Annotated in this window: 10 protein-coding genes; 6 read left to right on the top strand and 4 right to left on the bottom strand. The window is 72.6% G+C overall.

Going from position 1 to position 15,194, the window contains the following annotated elements; genetic code table 11:
• Positions 1-17: 17 nt before the first annotated feature.
• Entirely contained in the window at positions 18-1,946 is a 1,929-nt protein-coding gene (locus ACFRU2_RS14170; RefSeq protein WP_382971758.1) for a hypothetical protein, read from the top strand.
• A 207-nt stretch (positions 1,947-2,153) separates the two neighbouring features.
• On the opposite strand, the gene ACFRU2_RS14165 is transcribed toward ACFRU2_RS14170, so the two are convergent.
• Positions 2,154-2,759: a hypothetical protein gene (locus ACFRU2_RS14165; RefSeq protein WP_382971756.1), complete on the bottom strand. Its 606-nt coding sequence runs from the start codon at positions 2,757-2,759 to the stop codon at positions 2,154-2,156.
• Between the two features lie 402 nt (positions 2,760-3,161).
• On the opposite strand from ACFRU2_RS14165, the gene ACFRU2_RS14160 reads away from it, so the two are divergent.
• The 5 genes from ACFRU2_RS14160 to ACFRU2_RS14140 all read left to right on the top strand — a co-directional run bounded on the left by ACFRU2_RS14160 (position 3,162) and on the right by ACFRU2_RS14140 (position 7,283).
• Positions 3,162-3,902, top strand: a complete 741-nt coding sequence (locus tag ACFRU2_RS14160; protein ID WP_382971754.1) for a helix-turn-helix domain-containing protein — start codon at positions 3,162-3,164, stop codon at positions 3,900-3,902.
• A gap of 83 nt (positions 3,903-3,985) precedes the next feature.
• Positions 3,986-4,888 carry a metal-dependent hydrolase gene (locus tag ACFRU2_RS14155; RefSeq protein WP_382971752.1) on the top strand — a complete coding sequence of 301 codons (903 nt, stop codon included), beginning with the start codon at positions 3,986-3,988 and terminating at the stop codon, positions 4,886-4,888.
• Complete coding sequence (locus tag ACFRU2_RS14150; protein ID WP_382971750.1) at positions 4,885-5,934, top strand: PDR/VanB family oxidoreductase; 1,050 nt, start codon at positions 4,885-4,887, stop codon at positions 5,932-5,934. The genes ACFRU2_RS14155 and ACFRU2_RS14150 overlap by 4 nt, the downstream gene beginning before the upstream one ends.
• A 35-nt stretch (positions 5,935-5,969) precedes the next feature.
• Positions 5,970-6,698: a TetR/AcrR family transcriptional regulator gene (locus ACFRU2_RS14145; RefSeq protein ID WP_382971749.1), complete on the top strand. Its 729-nt coding sequence runs from the start codon at positions 5,970-5,972 to the stop codon at positions 6,696-6,698.
• A gap of 39 nt (positions 6,699-6,737) precedes the next feature.
• A complete protein-coding gene (locus ACFRU2_RS14140) occupies positions 6,738-7,283 on the top strand; it encodes a GNAT family N-acetyltransferase (RefSeq protein WP_382971748.1) in 546 nt (181 codons plus the stop codon).
• 15 nt (positions 7,284-7,298) lie between these two features.
• On the opposite strand, the gene pulA is transcribed toward ACFRU2_RS14140, so the two are convergent.
• The 3 genes from pulA to ACFRU2_RS14125 all read right to left on the bottom strand — a co-directional run bounded on the left by pulA (position 7,299) and on the right by ACFRU2_RS14125 (position 15,042).
• The gene (pulA, locus tag ACFRU2_RS14135; protein WP_382971746.1) at positions 7,299-12,677 is read right to left on the bottom strand and encodes a pullulanase-type alpha-1,6-glucosidase; all 5,379 of its coding nucleotides are present in this window, start codon (positions 12,675-12,677) and stop codon (positions 7,299-7,301) included.
• A 41-nt stretch (positions 12,678-12,718) separates the two neighbouring features.
• Entirely contained in the window at positions 12,719-14,473 is a 1,755-nt protein-coding gene (locus tag ACFRU2_RS14130) for a carbohydrate-binding module family 20 domain-containing protein (RefSeq protein WP_382971744.1), read from the bottom strand.
• A gap of 269 nt (positions 14,474-14,742) precedes the next feature.
• The gene (locus tag ACFRU2_RS14125) at positions 14,743-15,042 is read right to left on the bottom strand and encodes a hypothetical protein (RefSeq protein WP_382971742.1); all 300 of its coding nucleotides are present in this window, start codon (positions 15,040-15,042) and stop codon (positions 14,743-14,745) included.
• Between the last annotated feature and the right edge of the window lie 152 nt (positions 15,043-15,194).

Below are 15,194 nucleotides of genomic sequence, written 5' to 3'. Positions count from 1 at the left end.
CGCTCGTTCTGCTGAACGTGACTGCGCCGGATACCGCCACCCGCCCCCTCTCCCCCGATGTCGAGCAGGCCGAGGCCGCCATCGTCGAGCACTATCCCCGGCTGGTGCGACTGGCCTACCTGGTGCTGCCGCCCGCCCTCGGCCGCAACCGCCGGGTCCTCACCGCCCACTCGCTGGCCCAGCGCGCCCTGCCGCGCGGCCGGCGGGACGGGGCGGCCGCCGCGCAGGCCGCGGTGCAGGGCGGGGTGCCGGGGCAGCGGGGCGGGGCGGGCCCCGAGTCCGGGTACGCGTACGTACGGCTGCGCGTGCTGCGGTCCGCGCTGGAGGCCGGGATCCCGCTGACGTTCCGCGCGCTGCCCCGGCGGGCCCAACTGCCGCCGGTGCTCCCCCAGGTGTGGGGGCTGCGGCTGTTCCCGCGCTCGGGCGGGGCCGAGGAGCTGGCGCTCGACCAGTGGCTGGCCACCCTCGACGGGCCCGGCCGGGCCGCGTGCGTCCTGCGGGCGCTGGAGCGGCTGCCCGAGCCGGAGGTGCTGCGGGTGCTGACCGAGGCGGGGGTGGTCAATCCGGCCGCCGCCGTCGCGGAGTCCGGGGACCCGTCGACCGACGAGCTGTTCGCCTCCCCCGAGTTCGACCCCTGCGTGCTCCAGGCCCGGCCCACCGACCTGCTGCGCCGCCGCCGGCTCGTACGGGCCGGGATCGCCGCCGGGATCGCCCTCGCCGTGTGCGGGGTGCTGCTCTCGCTGCCGGGCGGCGGGTGGGGGGCCGACGGGGCCGCGGCGCCGCTCTACGCGAAGAACGCGGCCGCGGAGCAGGCGCTGGACCCCGGGCAGCTGCTCCGGGTCGCGCCCACGGTCTGGCGTACGGCCTCCCGTACCGACTACTCCGGCTGGCCCGCGCGCGGCGACCGCGTCGACGATGCCGCGCTGCTGCGGCGGGCGCTGGCCGTCTGGGCCCGGCCGGGCCGCTCGGTCGTGGTGTCGGCCACCCCCGGGACCCCGTCGGGGCCGCCGATGGGGCCGCCGCAGCTGCTGTTCGCCGGGACCGTCGACCAGGCCGTCGTGGTCCTGCTGTACGACGGCCTGCGCGTGGTGCGGTACGCCGAACCGCGCTCCGGCACCGAGATCGCCGCGCTCGACTTCGCCCGGACCGACGGCGCCTCGGCGGACACGGCGGCGGCCCTGGTGCTCAGCCGGGTCGACGGCAACGTCCGCTATCTGACGGCCCCCTGGGTGACGGCCGCGACGCAGCGGGACCTGCTGAAGCCGGGGGACGCCCCGACGGGACTGGAGCTGACGCCGGAGGGGATCACTCCGCCGGTGCCGAGCCCCGCCCCGGAGGGCACCTGTACGAGCTGGAGCGCCCTGGCCGTGACCGGTGACGGCGCGACCCGGCTGATCACCGACCTGGGCGAGCTGACCCCTGCCCGGCTGACCTCGGGGGCGCCGGGCGCCGAGCGGAACGTGACGGAGGGCGCGGAGCTGGGCGACTGGTCGCGGATCGCCTGCCTGCTGCCTTCGGTGCGCTCGCACGGGGTGCGCACGGTCAACGCGTGGACGTACGCGAAGCAGCCGCTGCCCGAGGGCGACGGCACGGCGACCTGGCTGTGCACCCGGGCGGAGACCTGGCAGGGCACGGCGGACCGGGTGCAGGCGCAGTTCCTGGCCCCGGGCGCGCCGCTGGCGGCGCAGGCGGCGAAGGCGGAGGGTTCGCCGGCGTGCGGGCCGCGGGAGCCGCGGGTGCTGGCCGGGGTGCTGTGGAAGTCCAAGGCCGGGCAGTGGTACGTCCTGGCGGCGGGCAGTGCGCAGTTCGCCTCGCTGACCGTGGGCGGCGGTCAGGTGAGCGGGGTCGCCGTGGGCAACCGGCTGGCGGTGAAGGCTCCGGCGGGGGCGCAGGTGGAACTGACCGGCAAGCTCACGGACGGTTCGAAGGCGGGCGTGCTGCGCTGACGCGCCCGGCTCGGTCGGGTGGCCCCGGTGGCACAGGAGGGCCGGTCCCCTGTCAAGGGACCGGCCCTCCTGCCCGGTGGCCGGACCCCTGCCAGGGGACCGGGTCCGATGGATGCCCCCCGCCACCCATCGGAGCCGGTTGGCCCGGCCCCGGGTCAGGGGCCCGGGTCAAGAGCCCGGGTCAGGGGCCCGGGGGTGCGGGGCGGCTCAGCAGGGGCTGAGCCAGTAGACCCAGCCCCAGGGCGCCGCTCCGTCTTCGCTGTAGCCACCCGGGGAGATCCACCCGATGGTCTTGTCCTGACGGTAGAACTTCGCGCGGAGCGCGGCCCGCTGGTTGTTGATCCAGGAGCCGGTCCCCGCCCAGGGGATGGAGTTGAGCGTGTTGCAGGTGAAGAAGGACTTCTTGTCGCCCTGGAACCACGTGGACTCGAAGGCGCAGACGTAGGTGTAGGCGCAGTACTCGGACGCGGCCGCCGCCGATGCGATCTTGGGGGCACCCACCTCGCGGGCGTACTTCTCCCCCGGCAGGGTCAGCAGGATCTCGCCGCCCTTGTCCAGGGTGATCTTGTTGACGGCGACCTGCTTCCCCTTCTCCTTGCCGAGGTAGGAGTCGACGCGCTTCTGGAGGCTCTTCGCCTGATCGGCGTCGAGCCCCGCGGCGCGCGCCTGGACGGTGAACTCCGACCGGGCGGCGTCCGGCGCCGAGGCGGCGCCGGCCACGCCCGGCGCGGCGAACAGGGTGAGCGCCGTCATCGCCAGGGCCACGGCGGCCTTCGCGGGTGCGGCCGACAGGAAGGTGCTGCGCGGTGCCATAAGACCTTTCCCCTCTGAATCGGTGATTCCTCTGCGAATTCCACGGTTCAGCTGATTCCGGAGTCACGAGGATTCCGGCATTCAGATGGCTCGGTCATGCAGGGGAAATCCTGGGGCGTGCCGCCGACCCAGTCTTGTAGATGTGCGACACGAAAAGGAACGGTCAAGTCCGCTTCAAGGATGGCTGAGGATGCACTTTCGACGCACCCGCCACACAGGCACCATGCGTCACCGAAGATCATCCGAAGGAGGACGACCGTGCCCGCAGCTCCAGCCTCGGCTTCCAGCCACGCATTCCTTCCGGGAAACGGCCTGAAAGGGCTTGTGTGCGGATATTCGAGCTATGCCTACAGCGCCGGAACGCGGCGTGGACGCATTCTTCTGCCCAATACCGTGGCCACCGTGAATTTCGGATTCGGTGCGCCCGTGCGCACCCGCGGGATGGCCGGGGAGCGCACCTACAGCGAGAGCCCCTCCCGGGTGGACCTCCCGGCGACGGTGGCGGTGCGCGCCGACCACGAGGGCGACGTGCGCGGGGTGGTCGTCCGGATGCGGCCCATGGGCGCCTACCGGCTGTTCGGCGTCCCGATGTCGGAGTGGCACCAGACCGACCTCGACCCCTCGGACCTGCTGCCGCACGGTCTGCGCCACCTGCCGCGCATGCTGGAGGAGGCCGACGCCCAGGGGCGCGCCGCGATCCTCGACGCGGCGCTGCCCCGGCTGATGGCGGGGCACCGGGGCGCGCAGGCCGTGCGGATCGCCCCGGAGATCATGCTGGCGTGGCACGAACTGCACCGCACCCAGGGGCGGATCCGGATCGGGCGGCTCGCGGCCCAGCTGCTGTGGAGCCGGCGCCATCTGGAGCGGCGGTTCCGCGAGCAGATCGGGCATCCGCCGGGTGCCATCGCCCGGGTACTGCGGCTGACGCACGCCTTCCGGCTCCAGCTGCGGGGCGTACCGCTGGCGAAGGTGGCGGTGCTGGCGGGATTCCACGACCAGGCGCACTTCAGCCACACCGTGAGGGAGGCCACCGGCCTGACCCCGGGGCGGCTCCCGCTCGGAGGCGCCGGCCCCATCAACTGGCAGGCGGAGCCCGCCCCGGCGGCGGCGGGGACGGGCACGGAGGCCGGGGGCGACAGATAAGGGCGGGCAGTGGTGGGCGGTGCGGCGCCACAAGTCCCCGCAGAGGGGTTTCCCTCTCCCATACCCGTCAGTACATTGACGCCATGTCTAATACGCCGCCCGCGTCGCCCGCCCCCGTGGCGTCGGAACACATAGATCTGAAGGCCCGGAACGTGTCCTTCTCCTGGGAGGACACCCCGCTCCACTGGCTGCCCGGCGATCCCTTCGCCAACCACACCATCAACGTGCTGCACCTGCTGCTCCCGGCGGGCGAGCGCTGGTTCGTGCACGTCTACAAGCAGGTGCTCCCGTACATCACGGACGAGCAACTGCGCGAGGACGTCGTCGGGTTCATCGGCCAGGAGGCCATGCACGCGAGCGCGCACGACGACGTGCTCCCCCACCTCAAGCGGCTGGGCCTGGATCCGACGCCCTACACGGCGCAGATCGACTGGCTCTTCGAGAAGCTGCTCGGCGACCGGACTCTGCCGCCGGGCGCACCGCGCAAGTGGTGGCTGATGGAGCGCGTGGCGATGATCGCCGCGATCGAGCACTACACGGCCTTCCTGGGCAACTGGGTGCTCAACGCCGACGAACTGGACCGGCGCGGCGCCGATCCGATGATGCTGGACCTGCTGCGCTGGCACGGCGCGGAGGAGGTCGAGCACCGGTCGGTGGCCTTCGACCTGTTCATGCACCTCGACGGCGGCTACCGCCGCCGGGCGCGCACCTGGGCCACGGCCTTCACGGCGCTGGTCTTCCTGTGGCAGCGCGGATCGCGGTACTTCATGGAACACGACGCCTCGCTCCCGCCCGGGTCCAAGGCCTCGGTGGGCCAGTTCTACCGCTCGGGCCGCAAGGGCACGCTGCCGTCCACGGGCGCGATGCTGAAGTCGATCCCGACGTACCTCTCGCGCACCTACCACCCCTCGCAGGAGGGCTCCACGGCGCAGGCCGTCGCCTACCTGGCCTCCTCCCCCGGCGCGAACGGCGGTTTCCGCGGATGAAGCGCGCCCTCACGGTGACCGCGCTCGCGGGCGCCGCCTGGCTGGCGAAGCGTGCGATCGGCCGGCGCATCGACTCCGGATCGCCCCTGTGGCCCCTGCCCGCGCTGGAGACCCCGGTGTCGGGGTACTCGCCGCGCCGCTGGATCCCGGCCCTGATCGTCTCCCGTACGGAGCCTGCCGACGGGGTGCTGTCCCTGACGCTGGAATCGGCGGAGTTCCCGGAGTGGGCCCCGGGCGCGCACCTGGACGTGCAGCTGCCCTCGGGGCTGGTCCGCCAGTACTCCTTGTGCGGCGACCCCGCCGACCGGGGCCGCTACACGATCGCGGTCCGGCTCGTGGAAGGCGGCCGCGGCGGCTCGCGCGAGGTGCACGCCCAGCTGGTGGAGGGCGCGGAGCTCCCGGTCCGCCCGCCCCGCAACCGCTTCCCCCTCGTCCCGGCCCCGTCCTACGCCTTCGTCGCGGGCGGGATCGGCATCACCCCGGTCCTGCCGATGCTCCGGGCGGCGACGGCGGCGGGCGCGGACTGGACCCTGCTCTACGGGGGCCGCTCGCGGGCCTCGATGCCCTTCCTGGCCGAACTGGCGCAGTACGGGGACCGGGTCACGGTCGTCCCCGAGGACGAGGCGGGCCTCCCCGACCTGAGCGCGCTCGGCGCGCTCGGACCGGACGCGCCGGTGTACTGCTGCGGCCCGGCCCCGCTGATGGCGGCGGTCGAGGCGGCCGCCGCCCCGGGCACCCCGGTCCACCTGGAGCGGTTCGCCCCGGCGGCCGCGGGCGGGGACGCGAAGCCCTTCACGGTGGAACTCCACCGCTCGGGGCGGGTCGTGGAGGTCGCGGCGACGGAGTCCGCCCTGGCCGCCGTCCGCCGGGAGCTCCCCAACACCCCGTACTCCTGCGAGCAGGGTTTCTGCGGCACCTGCCAACACCGGGTCCTGTCGGGGGACATCGACCACCGCGACACCCTCCTCACGGACGGCGAACGCGAGGACTCCATGCTCCTGTGCGTGTCCCGTGCGGCCTCGGACCGCCTGGTCCTGGACCTGTAGGGGGCCCCTGCGGGGGTGCGCAGTAGGGTGTCCGCATGACAACCGGGGTGCGGCGCAGGATGGGTGTCGAGGAGCGGCGGCAGCAGCTGATCGGGGTGGCGCTGGAGCTGTTCAGCCACCGGTCGCCCGACGATGTGTCCATCGACGAGATCGCGGCGGCCGCGGGGATATCGCGGCCGCTGGTCTACCACTACTTTCCCGGCAAGCTCAGCCTCTACGAGGCGGCGCTGCGGCGGGCGGCCGACGAGCTCGCGCTGCGCTTCGAGGAGCCCCAGGAGGGGCCGCTCGGGGCCCGGTTGCTCCGGGTCATGGGGCGGTTCTTCGCCTTCGTCGACGACCACGGGCCCGGGTTCTCGGCGCTGATGCGGGGCGGTCCGGCGGTCGGCAGCAGCCGGGCCAACGCGATGATCGACGAGGTCCGCCAGGCGGCGTACGAGCAGATCCTCGCGCACCTGGGCGTCGACCGTGAGGCTCCGCCCGCCCGGCTGGAACTCGTGGTGCGCTCGTGGGTGTCGCTGGCCGAGTCGACGGCGCTGATCTGGCTGGACGGCCGGCGGATCCCGCGCGCCGAGCTGGAATTGCAGCTCGTGCACGATTTCGCGGCGCTGGCCGCGGTGAGCGCCGCCTACGACGCGGAGATGGCGGGGATCCTCGTACGGATCCTCGTGGACGAGCCGGCCGACGGGCCGTTCGGGGAACTGGTCGGGCGGCTGGTGGCCCTCGTCCCCCATGGATCCGGCCCCTCGGTGCCCGGTCCGCGGTGATCAGCGGCTCTTGATCGAATAGCGCGCAATAATGCCCGCGTGATCATTGACGACGGGATCGTGTTCCGGCAGGCCGAGGAGAAGGACGCCGGCACGCTGGTGGCGCTGTACGACCAGGCCGCCCGCTGGATGGCCGCGCACGGGATCGAGCAGTGGAAGCCCGGGGAGAAGGATGCCGCGCACTTCCGGGCGATCATGCGCGGGGGCGAGGTGTGGCTCGCTTCGGACGGCGACGGGCACGCCGTCGGGGCGTACGAGCTGTGGTGGTCCGACGAGGAGGCCTGGGGCATCCAGCCGCCCGTGGCCGGCTACGTGCACCGGCTCATGGTCGAACGAGAAGCCGCGCCCGCCGGGGCCGGCCGGCGGCTGCTCGAACATGCCGAGCGGCGGATCGCCAGGACCGGTCGCGAACGGGCGCGGCTGGACTGCGTCTCCACCAACCCCCGGCTGCTCGCGTACTACCAGGGCGCGGGCTACCGGGTGGTCGGGGAGTTCCCCCACAAGGAGGGCAAGGACGGGCGGGTGTACGGGGTGATCCTGCTGGAGAAGCGGCTGGATCAGCTCACTCTGGTGAACCCCGCCTGACCCGCCCCTCCCGGGTCACCGCCGCTTGAAGACGGCGGCCGTGCGGGCCGGGACGGCGAACTCTCCCTTCGCCGGGTCGTACGCCGCCTGCCGGACCACCGGGTCCGTGCCCGAGGCCTGGACCGGGTGCAGGCCGTAGGCCGTGCCCGCGAGGGCCGGGACCCGCTGGGTCCGGGCGGTGGGCGTGGCGTTGAAGACCACCACCAGGTCGCCCAGGGTCATCGTGATCACGCCCGGGGTCTCCTCGGACCCCGAGAGGGGGAAGGCCAGCTTCGCCTGGACCGCCTCGGTGGTGGTGAGGGCGAAGGCGGGTTCCGTCGTACGGATCTTCAGCAGGTCCCGGTACGCGGACGAGGCGCCGCCGATCTCCGCGCAGCCGGGTGCGGGCGCTGCGAGCAGGGGCTTCGCGTAGGGCCACTTGGCGCGGTTGTCGGCCGCCGGGGGCAGGCCGCGGCCGAAGCCGTTGCCGTCCTTGCAGTCCCAGTGCACGGCGTTGAACCAGTCCCCGCTGTCGTAGGAGTTGCGGTCCAGGGACTTGGAGCGGAGCAGGTCCGTGCCCGCCTGGGAGAGGGCCGGGCCCTGGGAGAGGGCGGCGACGGACATTGCCAGGACCTGGGCGCGGGACCGGTCGGCCGTGGAGGTGCCCTCCGGGAGCTTGAACGCCAGGGCGTCGAAGAGGGTCTCGTTGTCGTGGGCGTCGACGTACGCCAGCGCGTCGCCGGGGGCCGCCGCGTATCCGGCCGGGGCTCCGTTGTAGTCGACCTCGGAGCCCTTGACCGCGCGGCCGGTGGAGTCCGTGAAGGCGTACGCGGCGAGGTTGCCGGTGAGCCCGACCTTGATCAGGTCCTGGTCGTGGAGGAGCCGGACGCGCTGCTGCTCCGGTGTGCCGTTCGCCGGAGAGGCGTTGGGGGCGGTGAACAGGCCGGAGGCGAAGCCCTGGACGCGGGGGTCCTCGTCGAAGGGGCCGCCGCCGCGGACCGCGTCGCGGGCCCGGTCGGAGAAGGTGGCGATGCCGGTGCCGGCCATGTTCTGCTGCGTGGCCTGCACGAAGCGGGCGTCGTCGGCGACCTCGCCGAAGTTCCAGCCCTCCCCGTAGAGGACGATCTTCTTGCCGTCGACCCCGTCCTTGGCGACGGTCAGCGCGTCGAGTGCGGCGCGCACGGCCAGGATGTTGGCCTTCGGGTGGTGGCCCATGAGGTCGAAGCGGAAGCCGTCGACCTTGTACTGCTTGGCCCAGGTGACCACCGAGTCCACGACGAGGCGGCCCATCATGGCGTTCTCGGGGGCGGTGTTGGCGCAGCAGGTGGAGGTGGCGACGGAGCCGTCGGCCAGCAGCCGCTGGTAGTAGCCGGGGACGATGCGGTCGAGCACCGACTTGTCGGACTGGCCGGCGGCCACGGTGTGGTTGTAGACCACGTCCATGACCGTGCGCAGGCCCGCGCCGTTCAGGGACTGCACCATGCGGCGGAACTCCACCGTGCGGGCCGTGCCGTTCGGGTCGCTCGCGTACGAGCCCTCGGGGACCGTGTAGTGCAGCGGGTCGTAGCCCCAGTTGTACGCGTCCTTCGCGGCCGCGGCGGCCACGCAGGCCTGCTGCTCCTCCGAGTCGGGGGCGTAGACCTTCAGGTCGCAGGCGGGCTCGGTGCGGTCCGCGGGCTTCTCGGGGATGGTGCCGATGTCGAAGGCGGGCAGGAGGTGGACGTACGAGGTGCCGGCGGCGGCCAGGTCGCGCAGGTGGCGCATGCCCGCCGAGGCGGTGTCCGTGAAGGCCAGGTACTGGCCGGGGTGGGTGCTGGTGGTGTCGGCGACCGAGAAGTCGCGGACGTGCAGCTCCTGGATCTGCGCGGAGGTGAAGGGGACGGGCGCGGGCTTCTTCAGCTCGCGCCAGCCGGCCGGGGCGAGCTTCGGGTCGGCGAGGTCCACGGCCAGGCTGTACGCGGAGTCCGTGGTCAGGGCGGTGGAGTACGGGTCGGTGACCAGGTTGCGGACCACCTGGCCGGTGCTCGGGGCCCAGACGGTGACGGCGTAGCGGTAGCGCTTGCCGGTCCAGTCGCGCTCGCCCCGCACCGACCAGACGCCGGTGGCGTCGTCGCGGCGCATCGGGACGGTGCGGCCGTCGAGTTCGAGGCTCACCTGCCGGGCGGTCGGGGCCCACACGGAGAGGGTGGGGCGGCCGTCCTTGAAGACGGGGCCGAGGGCGGTCTTCTCCGCACCGGTCGCGTAGAGGTCGTCGAGCACCCCGGCGAGCTGGACTCCGGTGGCGGCGAGGACGGCGCCGTTGGCGGCGCGGGCACTGGCCACGAGCTGGCCGCGCAGGGCTTCGCGGACGCGGTCCCGGTCGCGCGGGTCGACCGTGTAGGCGGCGTACGCGGCCAGGTGCGGGTACTTCTCCTTCTGGGCGGCACTCAGCTCGGTCTTCGCCAGCCGGAGCCACTGGGCCCGGCCGGTCAGGGTGCCGTTCTCGGCCTTGACGGCGCCTTCGCGGGAGGCGAGGAGCTGGAGGGAGGCGGCGGCGGGCGGGGCGTTCCAGGCGACCGTGTCGCGGTCGATCCAGACGGCCTGGGCCTTGGTGAGGTCCAGGGCGGCGGCCGATCCGGCGGGCTGCGGGAGGAGGTACTTCTCCTTGCCGCCCAGCATCCACACCTCGTGCCCGTTGGTCTTCAGGTCGAGGGACTGGTCGGACGGGAGGTCCTTGGCGTCGCCGTTGTGGAGGATGTAGCTGAGGCTGGTGGCTCCGGCGGCGAGGGGGACCTCGTAGACGGCGCCGTAGGAGTCGGTGCGGGCGGGGAGGATCGGCTTGGACCAGTCGGTGGGCGTGGCCGCCCCGGTCCAGACGTGCAGGCCCCAGCCTTCGTAGGCGCCGTCGGGGCGCTGGTAGTGCAGGACGGCCTTCGCGGTGTCCTGCGGCGGGTAGGCGGGGCGGTCGGTGCGGGCGGGCTCCTTGCCCTGTTCCAGCCAGATCTCGCCGGTCTTCGTCACGTCGATGGTGCGGTCGACGGCGACGTCCTTGGTGCCGTTCTTGTCGATGACGAGGTAACTGACGCTGCTGGCACCGGGCTTGAGGCGCACGTAGGCGAAGGCGCCGTAGGCGTCGCGGCCGGTGAAGTCGTGGCCGGCGGGCCAGGGAGTGGCCTCGCCCTCGGCGAGGTCGCCCCAGGCGTAGAGCCGCCAGTCGGTGTAGTCGCCGTCGGGGCGGTTGTAGTGGACGACCGCGTAGTCGCGCTGGGTGGCGGTGGGCACCTCGGCGGGCGGGGTCTGACCGGTGGCGGATGCGGCGAGGGCGCTCGCGGTGCGACCGGCGGAGTCGACGGCCACGGCCTTGTAGCGCAGCGGGGTGCCGGCGGCGGTGGCCGGGTCGATGAACTGGGTGACCTTGTACGGGGCGTGGTCGGCGGAGCCGAGGACCTGCCACGGGCCGGTGCCGCTCTGGGCGGCGAAGACGACCCGGCTCAGGGGGTCGCCGGAGACCTCGGCGGAGAGCTCGACGGTGCCGGTGGCACCGGGGGCCGGGGCCTTGAGGGTGACGGCGGGCTTGGTGGTGGGCTTGGCGGCGGGGGTGGCGGCCCGGAGGACCACGGAGCCGAGGGCCGGGAGGGTGACGGTCAGCTTGCCGGCCGCGGAGGAGCGGATCAGCGTGGCCGTGCCGCCGTAGAGGGCGGCGTACTGGACGCCTGCCGGGGCATCGAGGTCGATGGTGCGGGGCGCGGTGGCGTTGTTGGCCGCGACCAGGTACTCGGTGCGCGTGCGGGTGTCGGTGCGGGCGAAGGCGTAGGCCGACCCGTCGGAGAAACGTTCGCTCTGGACGCCGTCGCGGAGGGCCGGGTGGTCCTTGGTCAGCTTCGCGAGAGCACTGATCTGCTTGTAGAGCGGGTGCTCCGGATCGTAAGCATCGCTCGCGTGGGTGCGCGCCGTTCCGAGCTGGTCGTCGTCCAGGTAGTCGGCCGCCTGGGAGGCGAAGAGGGGCTGGCGGGCGTCCTTGTCCCCGCCCGCGCCGGTGAAGCCCTGCTCGTCGCCGGAGTAGATCACCGGGTTGCCCCGGGAGAGGAACATCAGCTCGTTGGCCAGCCGGTAGCGGGCCAGGAGCTCCTGCTCGCCGGCCCCCGGCCGGTCCTGCTTCAGGAAGGTCCCGAAGCGGCCCATGTCGTGGTTGCCGAGGAAGGTGACCTGCTCGTAGGCGTTCGCCTTGTCGGTGGTGTACCGGTAGTCGTCGCCGAAGACGGAGGCCAGCCTCCCGGCCTCCGCGCCCTGGGCGGCGTACGAGCGGATCGCCTCCTGGAGCGGGAAGTCGAGCGTGGCGTCCAGGCGGCCCTGCGTCACGTACGGGGAGGTGATCGCGGTGTCGGCGGAGTAGACCTCGCCGAACATGAAGAAGTCCTTGCGGCCGTGCCGGGCCGCGTACGCGTCGAGGGCGGTGGCCCACTGGCTCCAGAAGCCCTTGTTGACGTGCTTGACCGTGTCGATCCGGAAGCCGTCGACGTCGTACTCCTCGACCCACTTCTCGTAGATCTTCTCCATCCCCTCGACCACCTCGGGACGCTCGGTCCACAGGTCGTCGAGGCCGAAGAAGTCACCCTGGTCGGAGGATTCGCCGGCGAAGGTGGAGTCGCCCCGGTTGTGGTACATCGTCGGGTCGTTGAGCCAGGCCGGGGACTTCAGGTTCTTCTTCGCCGCCGGGACGAAGGGGGTGCGGGGGAAGGAGTCCCCGTCGGTCTTGGGGAACTTCCCCTCCCCCGCCGCATAGTCACTGTCCTCGAAGGGCTCCCCGTCCTTGGTCAGATACGGGAAGGCGCCCTTCGACAGGTACCCGTAGGACGCCTCCCGGTAGTCGACGACGTCGGCGGTGTGGTTGGTGATGACGTCGAAGAAGACCTTCATCCCCTTCGCGTGCGCCTTGTCGATCAGCCGCTCCAGATCGGCGTTGGTCCCGAAGTGCGGGTCGACCTGGGTGAAGTCGGTGATCCAGTAGCCGTGGTACCCGGCCGAGACGTCCTTGCCCGTCCCCTGCACCGGCTGGTTCTTGAAGATCGGCGCCATCCAGATGGCCGTGGTGCCGAGCCCCTTGATGTAGTCCAGCCGGTCGGTGATCCCCTTGAGGTCCCCGCCCTGGTAGAAGCCCTTGTCCGTCGGGTCCAGCCCGGTCTCCAGCCGGGAACCGGTCAGCCCGCCCCGGTCGTTGCGCGGGTCGCCGTTCGCGAACCGGTCCGGGAGCACGAAGTAGAACTGCTCCCGGGTCAGGTCGTGCCGCGCGGCCTCGGCCGCCAGCTTGGCGTCCGAGGGCGGGGCCGGTGGCGCCTTGGCGGCGGCCGCCGCGGCGGCGGGCAGGGCGGGCAGGAGCGTCACGGCCAGGGTGGCGGCGAGCACTCTTGCGGCGCCGGCGAGGGCGGGGCGTATCAAGGCGGATCTCCTCGGGTACGGGACGGGGCGGGGCGGGAGGGTCAGTTGCGCCAGGTGTCGGTCAGCGTGACCTTGCCGTTGGCGGGGACCGTGGCGGACCGGTTGGCTCCGCTCTCCCAGGTGACGTTGCCGGCGGCGTCCTTGCGGACGTACTTGTACGCGAAGACCGTGCCGGGCGGGAGCGTGACGTCGAGCTTCCAGACGGGGTAGGCGGCCGGGTCGAGCTTGAGGGCGGCGCCGGTGTTCCAGGTGCCGAGCTCGGCGCGGTCACCGGTGACGTAGATGTTCTGGCCGAGCACGGTGGTGGCGTTGACGGCGAAGGAGGCACCGGCGGTGGCGGAGGTCGGCGTGGGGGTCGGCGTGGGCGTCGGGCTCGGCGTGGTGCCGCCGCAGCTGCGGGCGCCCGCGTGCAGGGCGACGGCCGTCCCGGCCCCGAGGGTGGCGCTGAACCGCCCGCCGGAGTCCACGGTCACGGCCCGCCCGCTCTGCACGTCGCAGTAGGCGCCGGCCGGGAGGGAGGTCTGGAACGTCCGGGTCAGCGCCGAGCCCTCGTGGTTGATGGCCACGTAGGCCTTGGCACCGCGCCCGAAGGCGATCTGGTCGCCGCCGTTGTCCCACCAGTCCGTGACGGCCTGGCCGCGCGCGGAGTTGCGGAAGCCGACCATGGAGGAGATCTCCTGCCAGGCGTGCTGGCACTTCCACCCGTCGGTGTAACAGGAGTTCACCGTGCCGCCGTTGGGCGGTCCGGCGTCCCGGTCGGTCCACTCGTAGCCGGAGTGCACGTCCGGGGAGCCGTAGGGCCAGGCGAGCATGAAGACGTTGGCGAGCGTGTAGGCGGACCCGTTCTTGTAGCTGAGGGTGTCGCCGCCGCGCTCGGTGTCGTGGTTGTCGACGAAGACGGCGGACTGCCCCGCGGGCATGTACCCCCAGGCCTCGCCGAAGTTCTTCAGGTTGGCGAGGTTCTCGTTCTGGAAGACCCGCTTGAGGTCCCGCGCGTAGCGGAACTCCTGCACGTCCCCGCTCCCGAGGTACTCGCTCGGCGAGACCGCCTCGCCGGCCCCGTAGATCGCTTCCTGCTTCCAGTAGGCGTTCGGGTTCGTCATCCGGGACTTGATGTTGGCGAGGTCGGCGGCCGGCATGTGCTTGGCGGCGTCGATGCGGAAGCCGTCGACGCCGAGCGACAGCAGGTCGTTGAGGTAGGCGGCGATCCGGCCGCGCACGTAGTCCTCGCCGGTGTCCAGGTCGGCGAGCTGGACGAGCTCGCAGTTCTGGACGTTCCCGCGGTCCTGGTAGTTCGATATCGAGGACCGGCAGTCGTCCATGTCGGCGCCGGAGTAGATGCCCGGGTAGGCGTACTTCGTGTACGAACTCCCGCCCGTCCCGGTGCCGTCCCCGGCCGCCATGTGGTTGATGACGGAGTCGGCGACCACCTTCACGCCGGCGGCGTGGCAGGCGTCGACCATGGCCTTGAAGGCGGCGCGGTCACCCAGCCGACCGGCGATCTTGTAGCTGACGGGCTGGTACGAGGTCCACCACTGGCCCCCCTGGATGTGCTCCTGCGGGGGCGACACCTGGACGTAGCCGTACCCGGCGGGCCCGAGGCTCTCCCCGCAGGCCTTCCCGACGGAGTCGAACCGCCACTCGAACATGACGGCGGTGACGTCCTTCTCACCTGGCGCGGCGGCCGCGGCCTGGGGGGCGGGCCCCCCGACGACGGCGAGGGCGGCCACGGCGGTGACGGCGGATACGGAGAGCAGCGCGGCGGCGGCTCTGACGGCGCGGGCACGGGTGGGCATGCGGTGTTCCTCCTGGCGGAGAGGCGCAGGACCGGGTGGGGACCGGTCACGGCCGAGTTGGGGATTGCAGCGACCGTAGGTGCCCGACGGAAGCGCTGCAAGACCTTGCGCAAGAGATTGCAGAATTGTTTCCGGGTCGAGTCGGGGCGTGGGCATGGAGGCGGGCATGGGCGCGGGCGCGGGCATGGGCGCGGGCGCGGGCATGCCCGCGGGCATGCGAACGCCCACCAGCCCGTCGGGGTTGGTGGGCGCACGTGCGGAGGGCGGATCTATGGGTGCGGGAGGACGAAGTCGTAGTCCGGCCTGTCGGTCTGACGGGCGTGGGCGCCGCCCGCGGGACAGCGGCCGTTGCCCTGGAAGCCGTAGGAGAACAGGCCGTAGCACTTCGCGCAGAAGCGGCAGTTCGACCGGTTCGCCGGGGAATTGGATTCCTTCGCCGAAGCCGGGAGGGCAAACGCGCCCGCCACAGCCGCTCCGGCCAGACCGGCCGCCACTCCGAGCGCCCCGGACAGGAACGTCCGCCGGTCCGGACCCTCCTTTCCGGAGTGCCGATTTCGCTCGTTCTCCATCGCCTGAAAGGACGCGCCGCCCTCTTTTCCGATGATGCGATTTCAAAACGGGGGCCCGGGGGGGGGAGGGGGGGGTGGGTTAGGGGGAGGTTGCGGAAGTCCCTCTATTCCTCCTTTCCTCTTTTTGCGCCTCCCTCCCCCACGGGGCTTAC

Source organism: Streptomyces sp. NPDC056883, from assembly GCF_042788835.1.
GTDB lineage: Bacteria > Actinomycetota > Actinomycetes > Streptomycetales > Streptomycetaceae > Streptomyces > Streptomyces stoeckheimensis.
Note: the sequence above shows the minus strand (reverse complement) of the source record. Positions and strands in the feature narration are given on the sequence as shown.